The organism is Streptomyces sp. NPDC102259 (assembly GCF_044766465.1).
Lineage (GTDB): Bacteria > Actinomycetota > Actinomycetes > Streptomycetales > Streptomycetaceae > Streptomyces.
In genome coordinates this window covers 163,212-182,305 of record NZ_JBIWMA010000010.1, presented here as the reverse complement: position 1 = coordinate 182,305, position 19,094 = coordinate 163,212, and the positions used below count along the sequence as shown (strand labels likewise).

Here is a 19,094-nt window from a genome sequence, read left to right as displayed (position 1 = left end):
CCCGCGGACAGCCGAGCGCCCGCTCCCACTGCACCTGGGGGCGGGCGCTTCGGCATTCGTACGCCTGGACCGGCGCCGCTCTCGCGGACCCGGCCGACCGCCGTCGTGGTACCGACCGTGTGCGGTCCGTGGGCGGCGGGCAATGGCGCTCAGTCGCCGATAAGGGCGTCCACGAACGCCTCGGGCTCGAACGGCGCCAGGTCGTCCGCGCCCTCGCCGAGTCCGATCAGCTTGACCGGGACGCCCAGCTCGCGCTGGACCGCGACCACGATCCCGCCCTTCGCCGTGCCGTCCAGCTTGGTCAGGACGATGCCGGTGATGTTCACGACCTCGGCGAAGACCCGGGCCTGGACGAGACCGTTCTGCCCGGTGGTGGCGTCGAGGACGAGCAGCACCTCGTCGAGCGGTGCGTGCTTCTCGACGACCCGCTTGACCTTGCCGAGCTCGTCCATGAGCCCGGTCTTGGTGTGCAGCCGCCCCGCGGTGTCGATGAGGACGACGTCCACCCCCATCTCCTTGCCCTCCTTCACCGCGTCGAACGCGACGGAGGCGGGGTCGCCCGCCTCCGGGCCGCGCACGGTGTGGGCGCCGACGCGCTCGCCCCAGGTCTGGAGCTGGTCGGCGGCGGCGGCCCGGAAGGTGTCGGCGGCGCCCAGGACGACGGTCCGCCCGTCGGCCACGAGCACGCGCGCGAGCTTGCCGGTGGTGGTGGTCTTGCCGGTGCCGTTGACCCCGACGACCATCACGATGCCCGGCTTGCGCTCCTCGGGCTCGGTCTTCACGGTGCGGTCGACCTCGGTGCCGACCAGCTTGAGCAGCTCCTCGCGCAGCAGGGCGCGCAGCTCCTCGGGGGTGCGGGTACCGAGCACCTTCACGCGCTCGCGCAGCCGCTCGACCAGCTCCTGGGTGGGCTGCACGCCGACGTCGGCGGTGAGCAGCGTGTCCTCGATCTCCTCCCAGGTGTCCTCGTCGAGGTGCTCGCGGGAGAGCAGCGTGAGCAGGCCCTTGCCGAGGGCGTTCTGCGAACGGGACAGCCGGGCGCGGAGGCGGATCAGCCGCCCCTCGGTGGGCTCGGGGATCTCGAGCTCGGGAGCCTCGAGAACGGGCGGTTCCTCGACGGCGGTGCCGGTCGAGCCGCCGTCGGGAAGATCCACCTCCTCTATCGTGCGGCGCGGTTCGTCGCGCGGCGTCTCGGCCTCGTCGCCGACGTGCGGCTCGGCCGGAGGGGCGGTGATGTCGGGCGCGGTGGGGGGCGGCGGGGGCAGCGACTTCTTCCGTCGGCTGCCGACCACGAGCCCGCCGAGCACACCGAGCACGACCACGGCGATGACTACAGCAAGGATGACGGTTTCCATAACCCGTCCAGTATGCGCGACCCCTCCCCGCCGGTGCGGGTGGCGGCCCGGCCGCGCCTCGGTCCGTCTGCCCGCTCTTGCGCGGTGCGGCCCGCGCCCGGAACCGCGGCCGCAGGCAGCGCTCCGCGCACCCTCGGGCGCGTCCGCGAAACAGCGGCAGTGCTGGGGGCGAGCCACCGCAGGTCGTCGGGGTCGAGCCAGAGGGCGACGCGTCCCCGGTCGGCTCGTCCTGCGGGTCGGCCGGGACGACGGGTCGGGCCATGGCCGGAGCCTGTGGCCGGCGGCGCCCCACCATGGCAATCTGACGTCTCGTCAGATACCGTCCGTCCCCCCACATCCGAAGGGGGCCTCCCATGCCCGTCACCGTCGTCCGTTTCAACCTCGTCGCCCCCGGTGCGACCCCTGCCGAGCTCGGTGTGCGGTACCGGGCCGCTCTGGAGATGGCCGCGTACGCCGACGAGTGCGGGGTCACGACCGTGCAGACGGAGGAGCATCACGGCGCCGAGAACAACTGGCTGCCGGCGCCGTTCGCCTTCGCGGGCGCCGTGCTCGGCGCGACCCGGCGGCTCGCGGTCACGGTCTCGGCGGTGATCGGCCCGCTGCACGACCCGCTGCGGCTGGCCGAGGACATCGCGGTGCTCGACCTGCTGAGCGGCGGCCGGCTGGTCACGGTCGCCGGGATCGGCTATCGGCCCGAGGAGTACGAGCGCGCGGGCGTCGACTGGAAGCGGCGCGGGCGGCTCCAGGACGAGCTTCTCGACACCCTGCTCAAGGCCTGGACCGGCGAGGGGTTCGAGTACCGGGGCCGTACGGTACGGGTCACCCCGCGCCCGTCCTCCGAGCCGCACCCCCTGCTGCTGGTCGGCGGCTCCTCGAAGGCCGCCGCCCGCCGGGCCGCCCGGCTCGGTCTGCCCTTCTTCCCCAGCGCGCACCTGCCGGAGCTGGAGGCGTACTACAAGGAACGGCTCGTCGAGTACGGGACCGAGGGCTGGACGATGATGCCGGGCGCCGAGACCCCGCTGCTGCACATCGCCGAGGATCCGGACCGGGCGTGGGCCGAGTACGGCGAACACTTCCTGCACGAGGCACGGACGTACGCCTCCTGGCAGTCCGGCGAGATCCGCTCCGCGGTGCGGTCGGCCGCGAGCAGCGTCCGGGAGCTCCGGGACGAGGGGGTCTACCGGATCCTCACGCCGGACGAGTGCGTGGCACAGGGGCTCGACAACCTCGTCCTGCATCCGCTGGCCGGCGGGATGCCGACGGCGGAGGGGTGGCGCGGGCTGCGGCTGTTCTGCGAGAACGTGCTGCCCCGGCTCGACGGGTGAGCCGGGGCGGCACGTCCTACGGGTATCGAGGAGCGGGCAGCGGGGACTTGGCCCGGCTCCTCGAGTTCAGGGGCCTCTTCGCGAGGCTCAGCCCATCTCCTCCAGCGCCTTGCCCTTCGTCTCCTTGACGTACTTCAGGACGAACGGGATGGAGAGCGCGGCGAAGACCGTGTAGATCACGTAGGTCGCGGAGAGGTTCCAGTCGGCCAGCGACGGGAAGCTCGCGGTGATGGCCCAGTTGGCGATCCACTGCGCGGACGCGGCCACGCCGAGGGCGGCGGCACGGATCCGGTTGGGGAACATCTCGCCGAGGAAGACCCAGACGACCACACCCCAGGACAGGGCGAAGAAGAGGACGAACACATGGGCCGCGATCAGGGCGATCCAGCCCTGGGTGGCCGGCAGCTTGCCGTCGACCAGGTCGTAGGAGAACGCCCAGGCCTCCAGCGCGAGGCCGACGACCATGCCGACGGAGCCGATGAGGGCCAGCGGCCTGCGGCCGACGCGGTCCACGAAGATCATCGCGATCACGGTGCCGACGATGTTGATGATCGACGTCGTGAAGGAGTAGAGGAACGAGTCCGTCGGGTCGACGCCGACCGACTGCCACAGCGTCGAGGAGTAGTAGAACGCGACGTTGATGCCGACGAACTGCTGGAAGACCGACAGGCCGATACCGACCCAGACGATCGGCTTGAAGAAGAAGGAGCCGCCGAGCAGGTCCTTGAACGTGGACTTGTGCTCACTGTTCATCGCGTGCTCGATCTCGGCGACGCGGGCGTCCAGGTCGATCTTGTCGCCCTCAACCTCTTCGAGGATGTCGCGGGCCCGCTCGCGCTTGCCGACGGAGATCAGGAAGCGCGGGGACTCGGGGATGGCGAAGGAGAGCAGACCGTAGAGGACGGCCGGGACCACCATGACGCCCAGCATGACCTGCCAGGCCTCCAGCCCCATGAGCTTGCCGCGCTGGTCGCCGCCGGCGGCGTTCAGCAGACCCCAGTTGACCAGCTGCGAGATCGCGATGCCGATGACGATCGCGGCCTGCTGGAAGGACCCGAGGCGGCCGCGGTAGGCGGGCGGGGCGACCTCCGCGATGTAGGCGGGGCCGATGACGGAGGCCATGCCGATGGCGAAGCCTCCGACGACCCGCCACAGGGCGAAGTCCCACAACGCGAAGGGCAGCGCCGAGCCGACGGCGCTGACGATGAACAGCACGGCGGCGATCTGCATGACCCGGATGCGGCCGATCCGGTCGGCGATGCGGCCGGCGGTCGCGGCGCCGATGGCACAGCCGATCAGGGCGATGGCGATGACCTGCGCCAGGGCCGCGGAGCCGACGTCATAGCGGTCCCGGATGGCCTCGACGGCGCCGTTGATGACGGAGCTGTCGTAGCCGAAGAGGAAGCCGCCCATCGCGGCCGCCGCCGCGATGAAGATGACATGCCCGAGATGATCGGGGTGAGCCGTCCCGGCTCCTGACTTTTGTGCCTGCTCTGTGCTGGTCACGTTCAACTCCTCGGGCCGTCGGCAACGCTGCCGACGGGATCAACACCTCCAGATAGGTGGTACCTGAAGGTAAAAGCAACGGTGCCGAGACTATGCCTTCAAGTGTCGAAGTCAAGAGGGGGTGACTGTGACGTTTCAGTGCACAGGTGAGAAGGATGTGTTCAACTCTTGAAGTATTGCCCGGAGCTTGGATACAGGTACCCCGCTTCGGGCCGCTCAGCGCAGGCGCTGGCTGATGACCTTCGACACACCGTCGCCCTGCATGGACACGCCGTACAGCGCGTCGGCGACCTCCATCGTCCGCTTCTGGTGCGTGATCACGATCAGCTGCGAGGACTCCTGGAGCTCCTGCATGATGCGGATCAGCCGCTGCAGGTTGGTGTCGTCGAGGGCGGCCTCGACCTCGTCCATGACGTAGAACGGGCTGGGCCGGGCCTTGAAGATCGACACCAGCATGGCGACGGCGGTCAGCGACCGCTCGCCACCGGAGAGCAGGCTGAGCCGCTTGACCTTCTTCCCGGGCGGCCGGGCCTCGACGTCGATGCCCGTGGTGAGCATGTTGTCGGGGTCGGTGAGGATCAGCCGGCCCTCACCACCCGGGAAGAGCCGGCTGAACACTCCCTCGAACTGTTGTGCGGTGTCCCGGAAGGCCTCGGTGAAGACCTGCTCGACCCGCTCGTCGACCTCCTTCACCACTTGAAGGAGGTCGGCACGGGTCTTCTTGAGGTCCTCCAACTGCTCACTGAGGAACTTGTGCCGGTCCTCCAGCGCGGAGAACTCCTCCAGGGCCAGCGGGTTCACCTTGCCGAGCTGCTGGTAGGCGCGTTCGGCCGCCCTCAGGCGCTTCTCCTGCTCGGCCCGCAGGAAACGCCTCGGCTGGTTGCGCGGGTCCTCGGGGTCCTCCGGCAGCACCTCGCCCTCGGCGGGCGGCGAGGGCGGGACCGGCTGGTGGGGCCCGTACTCGGAGACGAGCCCCGCCGGCTCCACCCCCAGCTCCTCCAGCGCCTTGGTCTCCAGCTGCTCGATCCGCATCCGCTTCTCGGCGCCGAGCACCTCGCCCCGGTGCACCGAGTCCGTCAACTTGTCCAGCTCGGCCTTGAGGTCGCGCCCGGCGGTGCGGGCGGCGGCCAGTTCCTGCTCGCGCCGCGCCTTGGCGGCGTCCGCGGCGACCCGCTCCGCCTCGGCCCGCCGCAGGGACACCTCGACATGGGCGAGCAGCTGCCGCGCGCCGGAGGCGACGGCCTCCGCGACGGCGGCCTCGTGCCGCAGCCGCGCCCGCCGCTGCTCGGCACGCGCGCGTGCCTCGCGTTCCGCCCGCGCCGCCCGGTCCAGCGAGTCGGCCCTCCCGGCCAGCCCCTTCACCCGCTCCTCGTGCGTACGGACCTGGAGCCGCGCCTCCATCTCGGTCTGCCGGGCGTTGGCCCCGTCCGCGGCGAGCCGGTCCCGCACGGAGGTGTCGGGCTCCTCCTCGACGGGCATCTCCTCGGCGACGGCCAGCCGTTCGGCCAGCTCCTCGGCCTCCTCCACCGCCCGGTCCAGCGCCTCCTGCGCCCGCGCCGCGGCCGCCGTGGACCGCTCGGCCTCACCGGCGGCGCCCCGCGCCTGCCCCGCGAGCCGCCCCAGCTGCTGGGCCACGGCCGACTTCTCCCGGTCGGCGGCCCGCCGCCGCTCCCCCGACTCCTCGACGAGCGCGGCACACTCCTTGCGCCGCTCCCCCGCCGCGTGCTGCGCCCGGGTCAACTCCTCGCACCGCACGGCCAGCTCCTCGAGCTCGGCCGCGGCCTCGTCGACGGACGCCTGCACCTCCAGCAGACTGGGCGCCCCGGCTGACCCGCCGTGCGCGAAGTGCGCCCCCAGCAGGTCGCCCTCGGCGGTGACGGCGGTGAGATCGGGCCTGGCGTAGACGACCTCCTCGGCGTCCTCCAACGTGCCGACGACGACGATCCCCCGCAGGAGACGCCGTACGGCGGGCAGGAGATCGTCGGGGCCTCGCACGAGGTCGGCGGCGTACCGCGGCCCTTCGGTCTCCCGGGGCGCCTGGGGCACGTCGTCCGGAGCGCCGCTCACCAACAGCGCGGCCCGGCCCCCGTCCTGCTTGCGCAGCAGGCGGATCGCCTCGGCGGCCGAGGACGGAGTGGTCACGGCGAGGGCGTCCGCCGCCGCCCCGAAGGCCGCCGCGAGCGCGACCTCGTACCCCTGCGTCACCGTGAGCAGTTCGGCCGCCGGGCCCAGCAGTCCGCTCAGCCGGTCCCGCGCGCCGAGCAGCGCGCCCGTGCCGTCCTTGCGGCGCAGGCCCATCGCGAGGGTCTCGTGGCGGGCCTGGGTCGCGGCGCGGCTGCGTTCGGCCCCCGTGACCGCCTCGCGGGCGGTGCTGAGAGCGGCCTCCGCCTCGACGAGCCGCCGCTTGGCCCTCTCGTGCTGTTCCCCGAGCTCCTGGTCACCGGCGTCGAGGCCGTCGACTTCCGCCTTGAGCGCCTCGTACTCCTCCTGCGCGGTGACGGCCCGCTCCTGGGCCTCGTCGCGAGCGGCGGCGAGCCGGTCGATCTCGGCCTGGGCGGAGGCGGCACGTGACCGCGCCGCGTTGACCTGGCCGTTCAGCCGGGCCAGGCCCTCGCGCCGGTCGGCGATGGCCCGGGCGACGTCCTTCAGCCGCCGTTCCTCGACGGCGAGCTCCCGCTCCAGGTCGGCGCGGTGGGCGACGGTGTCGTCGAGGGCGTGCTGGGCCGCTTCGAGGGCGGCCTCCAGTTCGGCCTCCTGCTCGCGGACGCGGGCGGCCTCGCGCTCCATGTCCTCGGGATCGCGGCCGCGGCGCTCCTCGGGCGGAGCGGAGGTGGCGCTCTTCACGCGCGCGTCGGCGAGCGAGATCGTGCCGCGGACCCGTTCGGCGAGCTGGGACAGCTCGTACCAGGTCTGCTGGGCGCGCTGGAGGCGCGGTGCGAGCCGGCGGACCTCGTCCTCCAGCAGGGTTTCCCGCTGGAGGGCCTTGCGCAGTTCCTGCTCGGCGGCTTCCTTGCGCTCCTTGAGGGCGGCCTCGTCGGCGACCTCGGTCCGCAGGGCCTCCCGCAGCCGTACGAGATCGTCGGCGAGGAGGCGCAGTCGGGAGTCGCGCAGATCGGCCTGGATGACGGCGGCACGACGGGCGACGGCGGCCTGCCGGCCGAGGGGCTTGAGCTGACGCCGTAGTTCGTCGGTCAGGTCCTGCACGCGCGCGAGGTTGGCCTGCATCGCGTCCAGTTTCCTGAGCGCCTTCTCCTTGCGCTTGCGGTGCTTGAGGACGCCCGCGGCCTCCTCGATGAAGGCGCGGCGGCCCATGGGATCGGCGTGCAGGACGGAGTCGAGTTGGCCCTGGCCGACGATGACGTGCATCTCGCGGCCGATGCCCGAATCGGACAGCAGGTCCTGGATGTCGAGGAGCCGGCAGGTGTCGCCGTTGATCTGGTATTCGCTGCCGCCGTTGCGGAACATGATCCGCGTGATGGTGACCTCGGCGTACTCGATGGGCAGCGCCCCGTCGGAGTTGTCGATGGTCAGGGACACCTCGGCGCGGCCCAGCGGAGGGCGGCCGGTGGTGCCGGCGAAGATGACGTCCTCCATCTTGCCGCCGCGCAGCGACTTCGCGCCCTGCTCGCCCATGACCCAGCTGAGCGCGTCCACGACGTTGGACTTGCCCGAGCCGTTGGGTCCGACGACGCACGTGATCCCCGGTTCGAACCTGAGCGTGGTCGCCGATGCGAACGACTTGAACCCCCGGAGGGTCAGGGCCTTGAGGTGCACGGCGCTGGACTCTACCTTCCGGGGGTGTCTCACTCCATGAACCCGCGGTTTCACCCATGAACGCGCAGGGCACACCAAACGTTAAGAGACTGAAAGGGTGCGCGGGGGAAGTAAAACGGCGGGCAGGACGACGGCGGGAAAGACGGGGCGGGGGAAAGAAAGAAGGGACGCCGAAGCGTCCCTTGCAAACTCTTACTTACTTAGCGGTCCGACGCGGTGAGATGAGCCGCCCGACCACTGCGTGTGCCGTTGTACAGCGGTGCAGCGATCAGGTGAGCGCAGGCTCCGCCTGGCGTGCGTCGATGCTCTCCAGAAGCGATTCGTGAGAAGCGGCAGCCGTGAGCGCGTCGTTCTCGGCCTGGATTCGTCCGAGCTCGGATTCCAGGTCCTGAACGCGCTGCTGGAGCCGTCGCATCTCGGCGAGGAGTCGCGGGTCGGAGCCGCCGACGTAACCGAGAAGCGCCTTTGCCATGATGGATGGTCCTCCACAATGAGTGACCGACCGAAGCGGTGTGGGTCGTGAGGGATTCGCACCCGCGGTGCTTGCCAGGATCTTGGTTGTGCTGCCGTTCATCCATGCCAAACAGCTGAGGTGCGCGGGGTGCTTTCAGCGTCTCACCAAAAAGTTTGACGGTCAACACGATCACGCCCCGTATTGGCGGGCAGCCCGGTGGCGCGCGGCCTGAACGGCGGCGCTGCGACTCCTGCGGGGCCCTCAGGGCGTGGCGATCATCCTGACGTGCGGAGCCTCCCACTGCAAGCGATTCTTGGCAACCACCTGCCCGTTTCCGCTCGGGCAGGTGCCGTTGGCATGTACCGCCGCCCGCCCGGGGCCGTCCGGCACGTATTCCTCAACGGATCGCGAAGCCGTCGTAGCCGCCGCGCGGTGTGTCCCATATCTCGGTGACGCCCTCCACCCGCCCGGGCGTGTCGTCACCCAGAAGCCAGCCGAGCAGCCCCTCACAGCCCTCTCGGGCCCCTTCCGCGACGACCTGGACCCGTCCGTCGGCCAAATTGAGAGCAAAGCCACTCAGGCCGCCGATCTCCAGCGCCTTGGCCCGTGTGAACCAGCGGAAACCCACACCCTGGACGTGTCCACGCACCCAGGCGACCAGCCGTACATCCTCGCTCATGGCTGCAACCTAACCGGGCAAAGTCGCTCGGAGCACTTCCGCCCCAAGAGCCATGCGGTAGCGTCCCCACCCAATGATTCTCATATGAAACTCACTCGTTCGAGTGAGTCAGGTTGACCAGAGGGAGCAGGAGGCGCACGTCGCCCCAGCTCCTCGGCCGGCCGTCGAGAACACCAGTGGGAACACCGCTTGGACGAGGAAGGCAAGGACATGGGACGCCACCGACGCTCCGCCGCCGGCCGCGCCGCCACGAGCCGCGCCACGGGGGTCACACAGACGCACGGCTCGCACGCGGACAGTCGCGCCCCGCAGGACTCGTACGCCGACGACCGCCCCACGATGGGCATCGCGCCGTACCTGAACCCGGAGGCGTACGCCGACTCGGTCGCCAGAAGCCGGGAGTACCTGTACTCCACCGGGGACGAGTACGCCCACGCCGACACCGTGATCTTCTCGACGGACGGCTTCCGGCCCGACGGCGGCGCCCTGCGGCCGGGCTCGGACCGGGCCGGGGCGGGCAGCCGCCGCCGCAAGCGGAAGGTCGCCACTCCGGTCAAGACCGGACTGCTGGGCGTCTCCGCGGCGGTCGCCATCGGCACCGTCGCGGTGGCCACGGGCGTGGTGCCCGGGCTCGACAACTACCAGCTCGGCGGCGGCAGCGGCTCGGGCGACAAGGTGCAGGCCGCCGACTCCCCGACCAACTCGACCTCCGAGCAGGGCGGCACGTCCGGCTCCGCCGACACCGAGCGCGGTGGCACGTCGACCAGCCGCGACGCCGGCCGCTCGGCCTCGCCCGCCGCCCCGACGACGCCCTCCGCCTCCACCTCCACCTCGTCGGCGTCGCCGACCGAGACGGTCACTGAGAAGCCGCAGGCCACGCCTTCGAAGAAGCCGAAGACCACTCCGTCCAAGTCGAAGACGGCCACCAAGGCGCCGGAGAAGTCCGAGTCCCCGGTGACGGTCTCGGCCGAGGCGCAGGCCGCGGCCCAGGTGCTGAAGCTGGTCAACGAGGAGCGGGCCAAGGTCGGGTGCAGCGCCGTCTCCGCCAACAGTGCGCTGTCGGAGCTCGCCGAGGCGTTCAGCGACGACATGGCCGCGCGCGGCTTCTTCGACCACACCGATCCGGACGGGGCGACCCCGTGGGACCGGGCGGCGAAGGCCGGGATATCCGACCTCGGCGGCGAGAACATAGCCCGTGGCCAGGCCGACGCGGCCGCGGTCATGGAGGCCTGGATGAACAGCCCCGGCCACAAGGCGAACATCCTGAACTGCGACTTCAAGACGCTGGGCGTCGGTGTCCACCTGGGCTCCGGCGGCCCCTGGTGGACGCAGGACTTCGGCTACTAGGGCCGAAGGCGGGGGCGAACGGGGATCGAACGGCGGGCGCCGGGGCCCGCAGAAACGATCAAGCAGCCTGGGCGCGGCCGGCCAGGAAGACCTTCGCGGTCTCGGCGACGCGCCGCCCCAGGTGCTCCGCCGTCGCCACGTCGGCCTTGTGGACGGTGTCCGCGCCCCCGTCGACGTTGGTCTGCGCGGCCGCGCCCAGGAAGACGCCGAGGCGGTTGAGGTCGTGCTCGGACGCGGTGCTGCTGTTCCAGCCGGGCAGCAGGCCGAGGTTGACCCAGTGCATGCCGAGCTGCGCGGCGAGGATCTGGAAGTACTGGAGCGTGTGCAGCTTGTCGCCGCTCTTGGAGCCGGAGTTGGTGAACCCGGCGGCCAGCTTGTCCTTCCACGCCTGGGTGGCCCAGCGCGCGGAGGTCGCCTCGGCGAAGGCGTGGAAGGCGCCGGACGCGGTCCCCATGTAGGTCGGCGAGCCGAACACGATCGCGTCCGAGCCGTCGAGCAGCGTCCACTGCTCCTCGGTGATCTCGTCGACCTTGATCAGCCGCACCTCGGCGCCGGCGTCGGCGGCCCCGGCCCGGACGGCCTCGGCGAGGACGGCGGTGTGGCCGTAGCCGGAGTGGTAGGCGACAGCGACAACGGGGGTGGACATACAGCACTCCTCGAATAGAGCAGGTCGAAAGCGGTGACCACAGGAAAGCACTAACTTTTGGTTAGTGCAACCTGTCGGATAGCGCTGCCTTCGCGTACGCTTGTCGCATGGACATCACCCAGGAGCGCGCGGAGGGCCAGGACCTCCCGTTCAACGTGTTCGCCAAGGCCTGCCCCTCGCGCGGCACGCTGGAACACGTCACGGGCCGCTGGGGCGGACTCACGCTCGGTGCACTGTACGAGGGTTCGCTGCGCTTCAACGAGTTGCGCCGCCGCGTCGACGGCGTGAGCGAGAAGATGCTGTCCCAGACGCTGCACGCGCTGGAGCGCGACGGTCTCGTGCACCGCGAGGCCCAGCCGACCAACCCACCCCGCGTGGACTACGAACTGACGCCGCTGGGGCGTGAGGTGGCCGAGCGACTGCTGTCCCTCATCCACTGCGTCGAGGGGCGCATGGGCGACGTACTGGCCGCCCGCGAGCGCTACGACGGGACGCGCGGCACCTTCTGACACTTCGGGCAGAAGTAGCTGGACCGGTTCATCCACGGGCGCCGGAGCATCGGCGTGGCACACCGCTTGCAGGGCAGGCCCTCGCGGCCGTACGCGTCCAGCGACCGGTCGAAGTAGCCCGACTCGCCGTTGACGTTGACGTACAGGCTGTCGAAACTGGTGCCGCCCACGGCGAGAGCCGCGTTCATCACGTCCCGGACGTGGCCCAGGAGTTCGAGCGTGCGGGGACGGGTGAAGCTCGCGGTCGGACGGTCGTAGTGCAGACGGGCGCGCCACAGCGCCTCGTCCGCGTAGATGTTCCCGACCCCGCTGATCAGCGACTGGTCGAGCAGGGCGCGCTTGATGGTGGTGCGCTTGCGCCGCAGGGCCTGGTGGAACGCCTCGTCGTCGAACAGCGGGTCGAGGGGGTCACGGGCGATGTGCGCGATGACGTCCGGAAGGCCGTCGGGGGTGGTGTCGTGCAGCGACAGTCCGCCGAACGTGCGCTGGTCGACGAAGCGCAGTTCGGTGTCGACCTCGTCCGCGAAGCGCACCCGGACGCGCAGGTGCTTCTCGTCGGGCGCCTCGTGCGGCTGGACCAGGAGCTGACCGCTCATGCCGAGGTGGGCGAGAACCGCCTGGTGCGTGTCCGTCAGCGGCAGCCACAGGTACTTGCCCCGGCGGCTGGGGGTGCCGATGCGGTGACCCTCGAGCCGGTGCGCGAAGTCGTCGGAGCCGGCGATATGACGGCGTACGGCACGCGGGTGCAGCACCTCGGCGTCGGCGACCGTGCGATGGGCGACCCACCGCTCCAGACCGCGCCGGACGACCTCGACCTCGGGCAACTCGGGCATGGGATCCCCCGTACGGAGCGCCCGCCTCCCAACAGGGGGGCGGGCGCTCGTCTCGTACCGCTGTTCTACTGCTCTTGCTGTTCCGCTGTGGGTCAGGCGGAGGCGGACTCGGGGTCCGGGCTGCCGTCGGCGGCCGGGACGGCCTCGACGGACTCGGCAGCCTTGGCACGCTCGTCCGCCGCGGCCCGGATGGACCGCCATGCGGACTCGGCGGCCTGCTGCTCCGCCTCCTTCTTGCTGCGGCCGGTGCCGGTGCCGTACGAGACGCCTCCGACGCGGGCAGCAGCAGTGAAGGTCTTCTCGTGGTCGGGGCCGGTCTCCGTGACCAGGTACTCGGGGACGCCGAGGCCTTCGGTCGCGGTGAGCTCCTGGAGACTGGTCTTCCAGTCCAGGCCGGCACCGAGGTTCGAGGACTTCTCGATCAGCGGGTCGAACAGGCGGTGCACCAGTTCGGAGGCCGCGTCGAGGCCCTGATCGAGATAGACCGCACCGATCACCGCTTCGAGGGTGTCGGCGAGGATGGACGCCTTGTCCCGGCCGCCCGTGCCCTCTTCACCCCGGCCGAGCCGGATGAAGGAACCCAGGTCGAGGCCACGACCGACCTCCGCCAGCGCACGCGAGTTGACCACCGCGGCCCGCAACTTGGCCAGCTGGCCTTCGGGCAGGTCGGGGTGGGTGCGATACAGCGTGTCCGTGACGACGAGGCCGAGCACGGAGTCCCCGAGGAACTCCAGCCGCTCGTTCGTCGGCAGGCCGCCGTTCTCGTATGCGAAGGAACGGTGGGTCAGCGCACGCACCAGAAGGGCGGACTCGAGCCGATAGCCGAGCCGCCCTTCCAGAAGCGTGTGGGACGAGGCCGTGTCCGCCTTGTTCTTGGCGGTCGTGTCCGCCTTGGCGTCAGACATGAAGCCTCTCACCAGCCGCTCAGACCTCGAGGACCTGGCGCTTGTTATAGGTGCCGCAAGACGGGCACGCGATGTGCTGCAGCTTGGGCTCGTGGCAGCGCTCGCACGCAACCAGGGTGGGGACCGCAGCCTTCCACTGCGACCGGCGGTGGCGCGTGTTGCTGCGCGACATCTTCCGCTTCGGAACAGCCACGGCTACTTCTCCTGCTTCTCGTTGGCGCGCGCCGATCGAGGCGCTTCGCCACTCAGTTCGTCCTTCTCGCCGTCTTCGAGTGAACCGGCGAGTCCCTGCAAAGCCGCCCAACGGATGTCGGTGGCGTCGTGGTGGTGGTCCGGGTCGTCCGTGAGCCGGGCTCCGCACTCGGAGCACAGGCCCAGACAGTCGTCCTGGCACACCGGCTGCATCGGCAGTGCGAGCACCACCGCATCACGCAGCACGGGTTCGAGGTCGAACAGGCCGTCCTCGATGAAGAGCCTGTCCTCGTCTTCCTCGGCGTCGTCGACCGGCTCCGCTTTGGGGCGGCCCCGGTCGTCGGCGTCAGGGTACGAGAACATCTCCTGGAAGTCCGCTTCGAGCTCCAGCTCCAGCGGCTCCAGACACCTTACGCACTCCCCCTCGGCCTGTGCACGGGCGGTGCCTGTGACGAGCACACCTTCCATGACCGACTCGAGTCGGAGCTCCAGCTGCACCGGGGCGCCTTCCGGCACTCCGATCACTCCCTGGATCCCGAGGTCCTGGGGAGCGTCGAACTCGCGGGTCAGGCGCTGTAGCGCACCAGGACGCCGCCCCAGCTCGTGCGTGTCGAACACGAGAGGCTTGCGGTGGTCGAGGCGGGCGTTCAGGGCCATTCCTGCTTTCGATCTTCTGAGCTCGGGGGACGCTGCCCTACTACGGTGCTGCGGGCAGCTGAGATCGCGGACGTACACGCGACCGAAGAGCCAGGATACTGGAGCATTCGCCCACAGCCCAATCCGGGCCCTATCCCCGGGCCGCCCCGGTGCTACAGGCCGCGTTCCTGCTCGTAGGCGCGCAGCTGCTCGGCACTGATCATGCCGGTGTCGAAGAGGCTGGTCTCGTCGAGGGCGTATCCCTGCTGGACCTGCTGCTGGGGCTGCTGCGCGGCCTGGTTCGGGTCGTAGGGGGCCTGCTGGGTGTCGTAGCCCTGGATGGGGGCCCCTCCCGCCGGAACGTAGTCGAAGGTGGGGGCGTACGGGTCGGCCTGCTGCTGGTATCCGTACGCGTCCTGCCGGCCGTAGCCCTGCTGCTGTTGCTGCTGATAGCCGCCGTAGGGGTCCGGCTGCTGCTGGTAGCCGTACGCCGGCTGCGGTTCCTGCTGGTCGTACGGCTGCTGGACGGGCTGCGCCGCCGCGGCGTCCTGCTCCGCGAGGGCGGTCAGGTCGGCGAGGTAGTCGGCGTCGGAGGAGTGCTGGAACGTCGTGGCGTCGTCGGCGAGAGAGCCGAGGTCGTCCGAGGCGATGCGGCCGTGCAGCTTCTGGCGGCCGCGGCCGACCGCGTCCAGGGTCTTGGCGAGGACCGCCTCGAAGGCGCCGAGCTTGGTGTCGACGTAGGCGTCGGCGTCGCGGCGCAGGGTCTCGGGGTCGTGGCTGCGCTCGGGGGCGTCCTCGTCCTCGTAGCCGTTCTCGTCCATGCCGGGTCCGGTGCCGAGGAGCTTCTCGCGGCCGCGGCCGACGGAGCCGAGCGTCTTGGTGAGGACGACCTCGAAGTTCGCGAGCTTGGAGTCGACGTAGTCGTCGGCCTCCGCGCGGACCTCCTCGGCCTCCCTGCGGGCTTCGGCGAGGATGCGGTCCGCCTCGTTCTGGGAGCGGCGGGCGATCTCGGTGTCGGAGATCAGGGAGCCGCGTTCGGCGTGCGCGGTGGTGATGATCCGCTCGGCCTCCTGGCGGGCCTGCTCGACCATCTGCTCACGGCCGCCGATCAGCTCCTCGGCCTGGGCGAGGGAGTCGGGAAGGGCCGCGCGCACCTCTTCCAGCAGGGCGAGCAGGTCCGCGCGGTTGACCACGCACGAGGCCGACATCGGCATCGACCGGGCACTGGAGACCGCGGTGACGATCTCGTCGAGCTTCTTCTGCACGTCCACCGGTTGCTCGCCACTCTCTACAGGTGTGTTGGAGACGGACGGGACGACTGTACGGCCATGGGGTGTCCGCCGGACACCGGGTGACGAGCCGTCAGGAGACCGGTCCCGGGGTCAGTCCTTCCTGAGCCGCTCGCCCAGGGCTTCGAGGACCAGCGGCGGCACCAGATGGGAGACGTCGCCGCCCCAGGTGGCGACCTCCTTGACCAGGGAGGAGGAGAGGAAGCTGTACGTGGGGTTGGTGGGCACGAACAGCGTCTCGACGCCCGACAGGCCGTTGTTCATCTGGGCCATCTGGAGCTCGTAGTCGAAGTCGCTGACCGCCCGCAGGCCCTTGACGATGGCCGGGATGTCGCGCTGCTTGCAGAAGTCGACGAGGAGGCCGTGGAAGGCCTCGACCCGGACGTTGCCGTACTCGGCGGTGACCTGACGGATCAGGTCGATCCGCTCGTCGATCTCGAACAGGCCCTTCTTGGCCTTGTTGATCATGACCGCGACGTAGACCTCGTCGTACAGACGAGACGCGCGGGAAATGATGTCGAGGTGTCCGTTGGTGATCGGGTCGAACGACCCGGGACAGACGGCACGGCGCACTTGTGGGCCCTCGCTCTCCAGTCCGGTCATCGTGCGTCTTCGCACGTAGAGGCGGCGCGACCGTACCAAAACGTTCCCTCGCCGTAACGACGGGCCCTGAGCGCCTCGAACCCGTCCGGCCAGGGGAACTCCCCGCCTCTGGTGCTGCGCTCCACGGTGACGAGGGCATCGGCCGCGAGCCAGCCCCCTGAGCGGAGTGTGAGCAGAATCTCCCGAAGATCGTCGTTCGTGACGGCGTACGGGGGATCGAGGAAGACCAGGTCGTACGGGTCCGCCGGCGGTGTCTGGACGATCTGCTGGGCCTTGCCGGCCCTGACCTCGGCGCCGGGCAGGCCGAGGTTCTTCACGTTCTCCCGGATCGTGCGGGCCGCCCGCGCGTCGGCCTCGACGAGGAGGGTGTGACCCGCTCCCCGGGAGAGGGCCTCCAGGCCCACGGCGCCGGAGCCCGCGTACAGGTCGAGGACGCGTGTCCCGGCGAACGGCCCGCCCAGCAGGGACTGCCAGGTGGAGAAGAGACCCTCGCGTGCGCGGTCGGAGGTGGGGCGGGTGCCGGTGCCCGGCGGCACCGCCAGGCGACGTCCACCGGCTGCGCCGGCGATCACGCGGGTCATCTCGGGGTCCTTGTTCGGGGGCGGTTACGCGTCCAGTCTGGCAGGCGGAGGGGAGAGGGCGCTCAGTGCCGGGAGGGGCTTCGGGCCGTCCATGGCCGTCGCGCCCGTCCTGGGAGCGGCTGCGGGGCCGTCCGTGGCCCGTCGCGCCGGGGTGGCGCAGCCGCGCCACCGGTGCCGCCCCGCGTCCGGGGGTCGCCGTCAGCCCTTGTCCAGGTACTGCTCCCGCTCTTCGTCCAGGAGGGCGTCCAGGGCCGTGCGCAGGCCGGGCAGGGTGGTCAGTTCCGGGTCGGCGGCGACCAGGCGGGCCGCCTCCTCGCGTGCCTCCGCGATGACCTCCTCGTCCTCGATCACCGCGAGTACCCGCAGGCTGGAGCGGGCGCCGGACTGGGCCTGGCCCAGGACGTCGCCCTCGCGGCGCTGTTCGAGGTCGATGCGGGAGAGTTCGAAGCCGTCGAGGGTGGCGGCGACGGCGTTGAGGCGCTGGCGGGCCGCGCTCGCCTCCGGCATCTCCGAGACCAGGAGGCACAGACCCGGCGCCGAGCCCCGGCCGACGCGGCCGCGCAGCTGGTGCAGCTGGGAGACGCCGAAGCGATCGGCGTCCATGATCACCATCGCGGTGGCGTTCGGGACGTTGACGCCGACCTCGATGACGGTCGTGGCGACCAGGACGTCGGTGTCGCCCGCGGCGAAGCGCCGCATGACGGCGTCCTTGTCGTCGGGGGCCATGCGGCCGTGCAGGACCTCGACCCGAAGGCCGTGCAGGGGCCCCTTGGCGAGCTGGTCGGCGATGTCCAGGACGGCGAGCGGAGGCCGCTTCTCGGCTTCGTCCTCGGGGGACTTCTTCTTGGCGCCGGACTTCCTCGCGCCGGCCGGTTCGTCGGCGTCGTCGCCGATGCGCGGGCAGACGACGTACGCCTGATGGCCGTTGCCTGCCTCCTCGCGGACCCGCTCCCAGGCGCGGGCCAGGAAGTGGGGCTTGTCGGCGGCCGGGACGACATGGCTGGCGATGGGCGAGCGGCCGGCCGGGAGCTGGTCGAGGACGGAGGTCTCCAGATCGCCGAAGACGGTCATGGCGACGGTGCGCGGGATGGGCGTGGCCGTCATGACGAGCAGGTGCGGGGGCTGCTTGCCCTTGCCGCGCAGGGCGTCGCGCTGTTCGACGCCGAAGCGGTGCTGTTCGTCGACGACGACCAGCCCGAGGTCGTGGAAGCGGACCTTGTCCTCGATCAGCGCGTGCGTGCCGATCACGATGCCGGCCTCTCCGGTGACGAGGTCCAGCAGAGCCTGCCGACGGGCGGCCGTGCCCATGGACCCGGTCAGCACCACGACCTTGGTGGCCCGCTCGGACCCGCCCAGCATCCCGCCCTCGGCCAGCTCGCCCATCATCTCGACGACGGAGCGGTGATGCTGCTGGGCGAGGACCTCGGTGGGGGCGAGCAGGGCGGCCTGCCCGCCGCTGTCGACCACGGCGAGCATGGCGCGGAGCGCGACCAGGGTCTTGCCCGATCCCACCTCGCCCTGGAGCAGCCGGTGCATCGGATGGTCCGTCGCCAGGTCGTCGAAGATCTCCTTCGAGACCTTCTGCTGGCCTTCGGTGAGGGTGAAGGGGAGACGGGCGTCGAAGGAGGTCAGCAGGCCGTCGGCGGCGGGCTCGCGGGGGGCGGCCGGGAGCTGGGCGTCGGCGTGGCGGCGGCGGGCGAGGGCGACCTGGAGGACGAACGCCTCGTCCCACTTCAGCCGGGCGCGGGCGTCGGCGATGTCCGCCTTGGTGTGGGGGCGGTGGATCTTCAGGAGGGCCTCGGGGAGGGAGACCAGGCCCCGGCCGTCGCGCAGGGAGTCCGGGAGGGGGTCGAGCACCTCCTGCGCGCTGGGCAGGACGGTCTGGATCGCCTTGCCGATCTTCCAGGACTCCAGTTTCGCGGTGGCGGGGTAGAGCGGGATGAGGGCGCCGGCCCAGGTCTCGACCGATTCGTCGGTGTCGGCCCGCAGCAGTTCGTAGGCCGGATGGTTCAGCTGGAGACGGCGGTTGAAGACCGAGACCTTGCCCGAGAACATCGCGCGCGTGCCCGGCAGGAGTTCCTTGTGGGGTTTGTGGACGCCACTGCCGAAGAAGACCAGCTGGAGCCGGCCGCTGCCGTCGGTGATGGTCACCTCCAGGCGCTGGCCCTTGCCCCGGGGGGCCTTGGCCGAGGCGAAGCTGTGCAGACGGGCGTCGGCGACCTGGGCGACCACGGTGACGTGTTCGTCCATGGGGAGGTCGGCGAGGTGGGTGAGCTGGCCGCGCTCCTCGTATCTGCGGGGGTAGTGGTGCAGGAGGTCGCCGACGGTGTGCAGGCCGAGGTGCTCGGCCATCACCTTCGCGGTGGCGGGGCCGAGCACTGACTTCAGTGGCTGGTCCAGTGGTTCTTTCAGTGCGGGCACGAGATCCATTGCACACCACGTCACTGACATTGCCGTATA

The 19,094-nt window shown here is 70.9% G+C and carries 17 protein-coding genes; 3 read left to right on the top strand and 14 right to left on the bottom strand.

The annotated features are described in order from the left end of the window. Window positions 1-149 precede the first annotated feature (149 nt). A complete protein-coding gene (gene ftsY, locus ACIRPU_RS23735) occupies window positions 150-1,355 on the bottom strand; it encodes a signal recognition particle-docking protein FtsY (RefSeq protein ID WP_355705177.1) in 1,206 nt (401 codons plus the stop codon). A gap of 353 nt (window positions 1,356-1,708) precedes the next feature. Between ftsY and ACIRPU_RS23730 the strand changes: the two genes are divergently transcribed. After that, window positions 1,709-2,680 carry an LLM class flavin-dependent oxidoreductase gene (locus ACIRPU_RS23730; RefSeq protein WP_403870457.1) on the top strand — a complete coding sequence of 324 codons (972 nt, stop codon included), beginning with the start codon at window positions 1,709-1,711 and terminating at the stop codon, window positions 2,678-2,680. 87 nt (window positions 2,681-2,767) lie between these two features. On the opposite strand, the gene ACIRPU_RS23725 is transcribed toward ACIRPU_RS23730, so the two are convergent. From ACIRPU_RS23725 to ACIRPU_RS23710, 4 genes are all read right to left on the bottom strand, one after another. After that, window positions 2,768-4,186, bottom strand: a complete 1,419-nt coding sequence (locus tag ACIRPU_RS23725; RefSeq protein ID WP_355705179.1) for a sugar porter family MFS transporter — start codon at window positions 4,184-4,186, stop codon at window positions 2,768-2,770. Between the two features lie 216 nt (window positions 4,187-4,402). Continuing rightward, window positions 4,403-7,960, bottom strand: coding sequence for a chromosome segregation protein SMC (gene smc / locus ACIRPU_RS23720; protein WP_403870453.1), 3,558 nt, complete (start codon window positions 7,958-7,960; stop codon window positions 4,403-4,405). A 268-nt stretch (window positions 7,961-8,228) separates the two neighbouring features. Then, complete coding sequence (locus ACIRPU_RS23715) at window positions 8,229-8,432, bottom strand: hypothetical protein (RefSeq protein WP_020128723.1); 204 nt, start codon at window positions 8,430-8,432, stop codon at window positions 8,229-8,231. Window positions 8,433-8,811: 379 nt separating this feature from the next. After that, the gene (locus ACIRPU_RS23710) at window positions 8,812-9,093 is read right to left on the bottom strand and encodes an acylphosphatase (RefSeq protein WP_351763505.1); all 282 of its coding nucleotides are present in this window, start codon (window positions 9,091-9,093) and stop codon (window positions 8,812-8,814) included. A gap of 210 nt (window positions 9,094-9,303) precedes the next feature. Between ACIRPU_RS23710 and ACIRPU_RS23705 the strand changes: the two genes are divergently transcribed. After that, window positions 9,304-10,440, top strand: a complete 1,137-nt coding sequence (locus tag ACIRPU_RS23705; protein ID WP_403870450.1) for a CAP domain-containing protein — start codon at window positions 9,304-9,306, stop codon at window positions 10,438-10,440. A gap of 58 nt (window positions 10,441-10,498) precedes the next feature. Here the strand turns inward: ACIRPU_RS23705 and ACIRPU_RS23700 are convergent, their stop codons facing one another. Continuing rightward, a complete protein-coding gene (locus ACIRPU_RS23700) occupies window positions 10,499-11,086 on the bottom strand; it encodes a flavodoxin family protein (protein WP_403870447.1) in 588 nt (195 codons plus the stop codon). A 107-nt stretch (window positions 11,087-11,193) separates the two neighbouring features. Between ACIRPU_RS23700 and ACIRPU_RS23695 the strand changes: the two genes are divergently transcribed. Then, window positions 11,194-11,595: a helix-turn-helix domain-containing protein gene (locus tag ACIRPU_RS23695; RefSeq protein ID WP_355705190.1), complete on the top strand. Its 402-nt coding sequence runs from the start codon at window positions 11,194-11,196 to the stop codon at window positions 11,593-11,595. Here the strand turns inward: ACIRPU_RS23695 and mutM are convergent. The 8 genes from mutM to recG all read right to left on the bottom strand — a co-directional run bounded on the left by mutM (window position 11,568) and on the right by recG (window position 19,064). Next, entirely contained in the window at window positions 11,568-12,428 is an 861-nt protein-coding gene (gene mutM, locus ACIRPU_RS23690; protein WP_384117560.1) for a bifunctional DNA-formamidopyrimidine glycosylase/DNA-(apurinic or apyrimidinic site) lyase, read from the bottom strand. The genes ACIRPU_RS23695 and mutM overlap by 28 nt on opposite strands. Before the next feature lie 92 nt (window positions 12,429-12,520). Beyond that, on the bottom strand, window positions 12,521-13,333 hold the full coding sequence (gene rnc, locus ACIRPU_RS23685; protein WP_403870443.1) for a ribonuclease III: 813 nt from the start codon (window positions 13,331-13,333) through the stop codon (window positions 12,521-12,523). A gap of 19 nt (window positions 13,334-13,352) precedes the next feature. Continuing rightward, window positions 13,353-13,526 carry a 50S ribosomal protein L32 gene (gene rpmF / locus ACIRPU_RS23680; RefSeq protein WP_007493396.1) on the bottom strand — a complete coding sequence of 58 codons (174 nt, stop codon included), beginning with the start codon at window positions 13,524-13,526 and terminating at the stop codon, window positions 13,353-13,355. A 2-nt stretch (window positions 13,527-13,528) separates the two neighbouring features. Continuing rightward, the gene (locus tag ACIRPU_RS23675) at window positions 13,529-14,182 is read right to left on the bottom strand and encodes a YceD family protein (RefSeq protein ID WP_355705193.1); all 654 of its coding nucleotides are present in this window, start codon (window positions 14,180-14,182) and stop codon (window positions 13,529-13,531) included. 152 nt (window positions 14,183-14,334) lie between these two features. Beyond that, on the bottom strand, window positions 14,335-15,432 hold the full coding sequence (locus ACIRPU_RS23670; RefSeq protein WP_403870440.1) for an ATP synthase F0 subunit B: 1,098 nt from the start codon (window positions 15,430-15,432) through the stop codon (window positions 14,335-14,337). A gap of 111 nt (window positions 15,433-15,543) precedes the next feature. Then, complete coding sequence (coaD, locus tag ACIRPU_RS23665; protein WP_216377890.1) at window positions 15,544-16,023, bottom strand: pantetheine-phosphate adenylyltransferase; 480 nt, start codon at window positions 16,021-16,023, stop codon at window positions 15,544-15,546. A gap of 26 nt (window positions 16,024-16,049) precedes the next feature. After that, the gene (rsmD, locus tag ACIRPU_RS23660; RefSeq protein WP_355705195.1) at window positions 16,050-16,634 is read right to left on the bottom strand and encodes a 16S rRNA (guanine(966)-N(2))-methyltransferase RsmD; all 585 of its coding nucleotides are present in this window, start codon (window positions 16,632-16,634) and stop codon (window positions 16,050-16,052) included. Between the two features lie 198 nt (window positions 16,635-16,832). Further along, entirely contained in the window at window positions 16,833-19,064 is a 2,232-nt protein-coding gene (recG, locus tag ACIRPU_RS23655) for an ATP-dependent DNA helicase RecG (RefSeq protein ID WP_403870436.1), read from the bottom strand. Window positions 19,065-19,094 lie beyond the last annotated feature (30 nt).

What these genes read in the sequence shown, in the direction of transcription:
- ftsY (WP_355705177.1), bottom strand. Translation starts at nt 1,355, where the DNA reads ATGGAAACCGTCATCCTTGCTGTAGTCATCGCCGTGGTCGTGCTCGGT.
- ACIRPU_RS23730 (WP_403870457.1), top strand. Translation starts at nt 1,709, where the DNA reads ATGCCCGTCACCGTCGTCCGTTTCAACCTCGTCGCCCCCGGTGCGACC.
- ACIRPU_RS23715 (WP_020128723.1), bottom strand. Translation starts at nt 8,432, where the DNA reads ATGGCAAAGGCGCTTCTCGGTTACGTCGGCGGCTCCGACCCGCGACTC.
- ACIRPU_RS23710 (WP_351763505.1), bottom strand. Translation starts at nt 9,093, where the DNA reads ATGAGCGAGGATGTACGGCTGGTCGCCTGGGTGCGTGGACACGTCCAG.
- ACIRPU_RS23705 (WP_403870450.1), top strand. Translation starts at nt 9,304, where the DNA reads ATGGGACGCCACCGACGCTCCGCCGCCGGCCGCGCCGCCACGAGCCGC.
- ACIRPU_RS23700 (WP_403870447.1), bottom strand. Translation starts at nt 11,086, where the DNA reads ATGTCCACCCCCGTTGTCGCTGTCGCCTACCACTCCGGCTACGGCCAC.
- ACIRPU_RS23695 (WP_355705190.1), top strand. Translation starts at nt 11,194, where the DNA reads ATGGACATCACCCAGGAGCGCGCGGAGGGCCAGGACCTCCCGTTCAAC.
- mutM (WP_384117560.1), bottom strand. Translation starts at nt 12,428, where the DNA reads ATGCCCGAGTTGCCCGAGGTCGAGGTCGTCCGGCGCGGTCTGGAGCGG.
- rnc (WP_403870443.1), bottom strand. Translation starts at nt 13,333, where the DNA reads ATGTCTGACGCCAAGGCGGACACGACCGCCAAGAACAAGGCGGACACG.
- ACIRPU_RS23675 (WP_355705193.1), bottom strand. Translation starts at nt 14,182, where the DNA reads ATGGCCCTGAACGCCCGCCTCGACCACCGCAAGCCTCTCGTGTTCGAC.
- rsmD (WP_355705195.1), bottom strand. Translation starts at nt 16,634, where the DNA reads ATGACCCGCGTGATCGCCGGCGCAGCCGGTGGACGTCGCCTGGCGGTG.
- recG (WP_403870436.1), bottom strand. Translation starts at nt 19,064, where the DNA reads ATGGATCTCGTGCCCGCACTGAAAGAACCACTGGACCAGCCACTGAAG.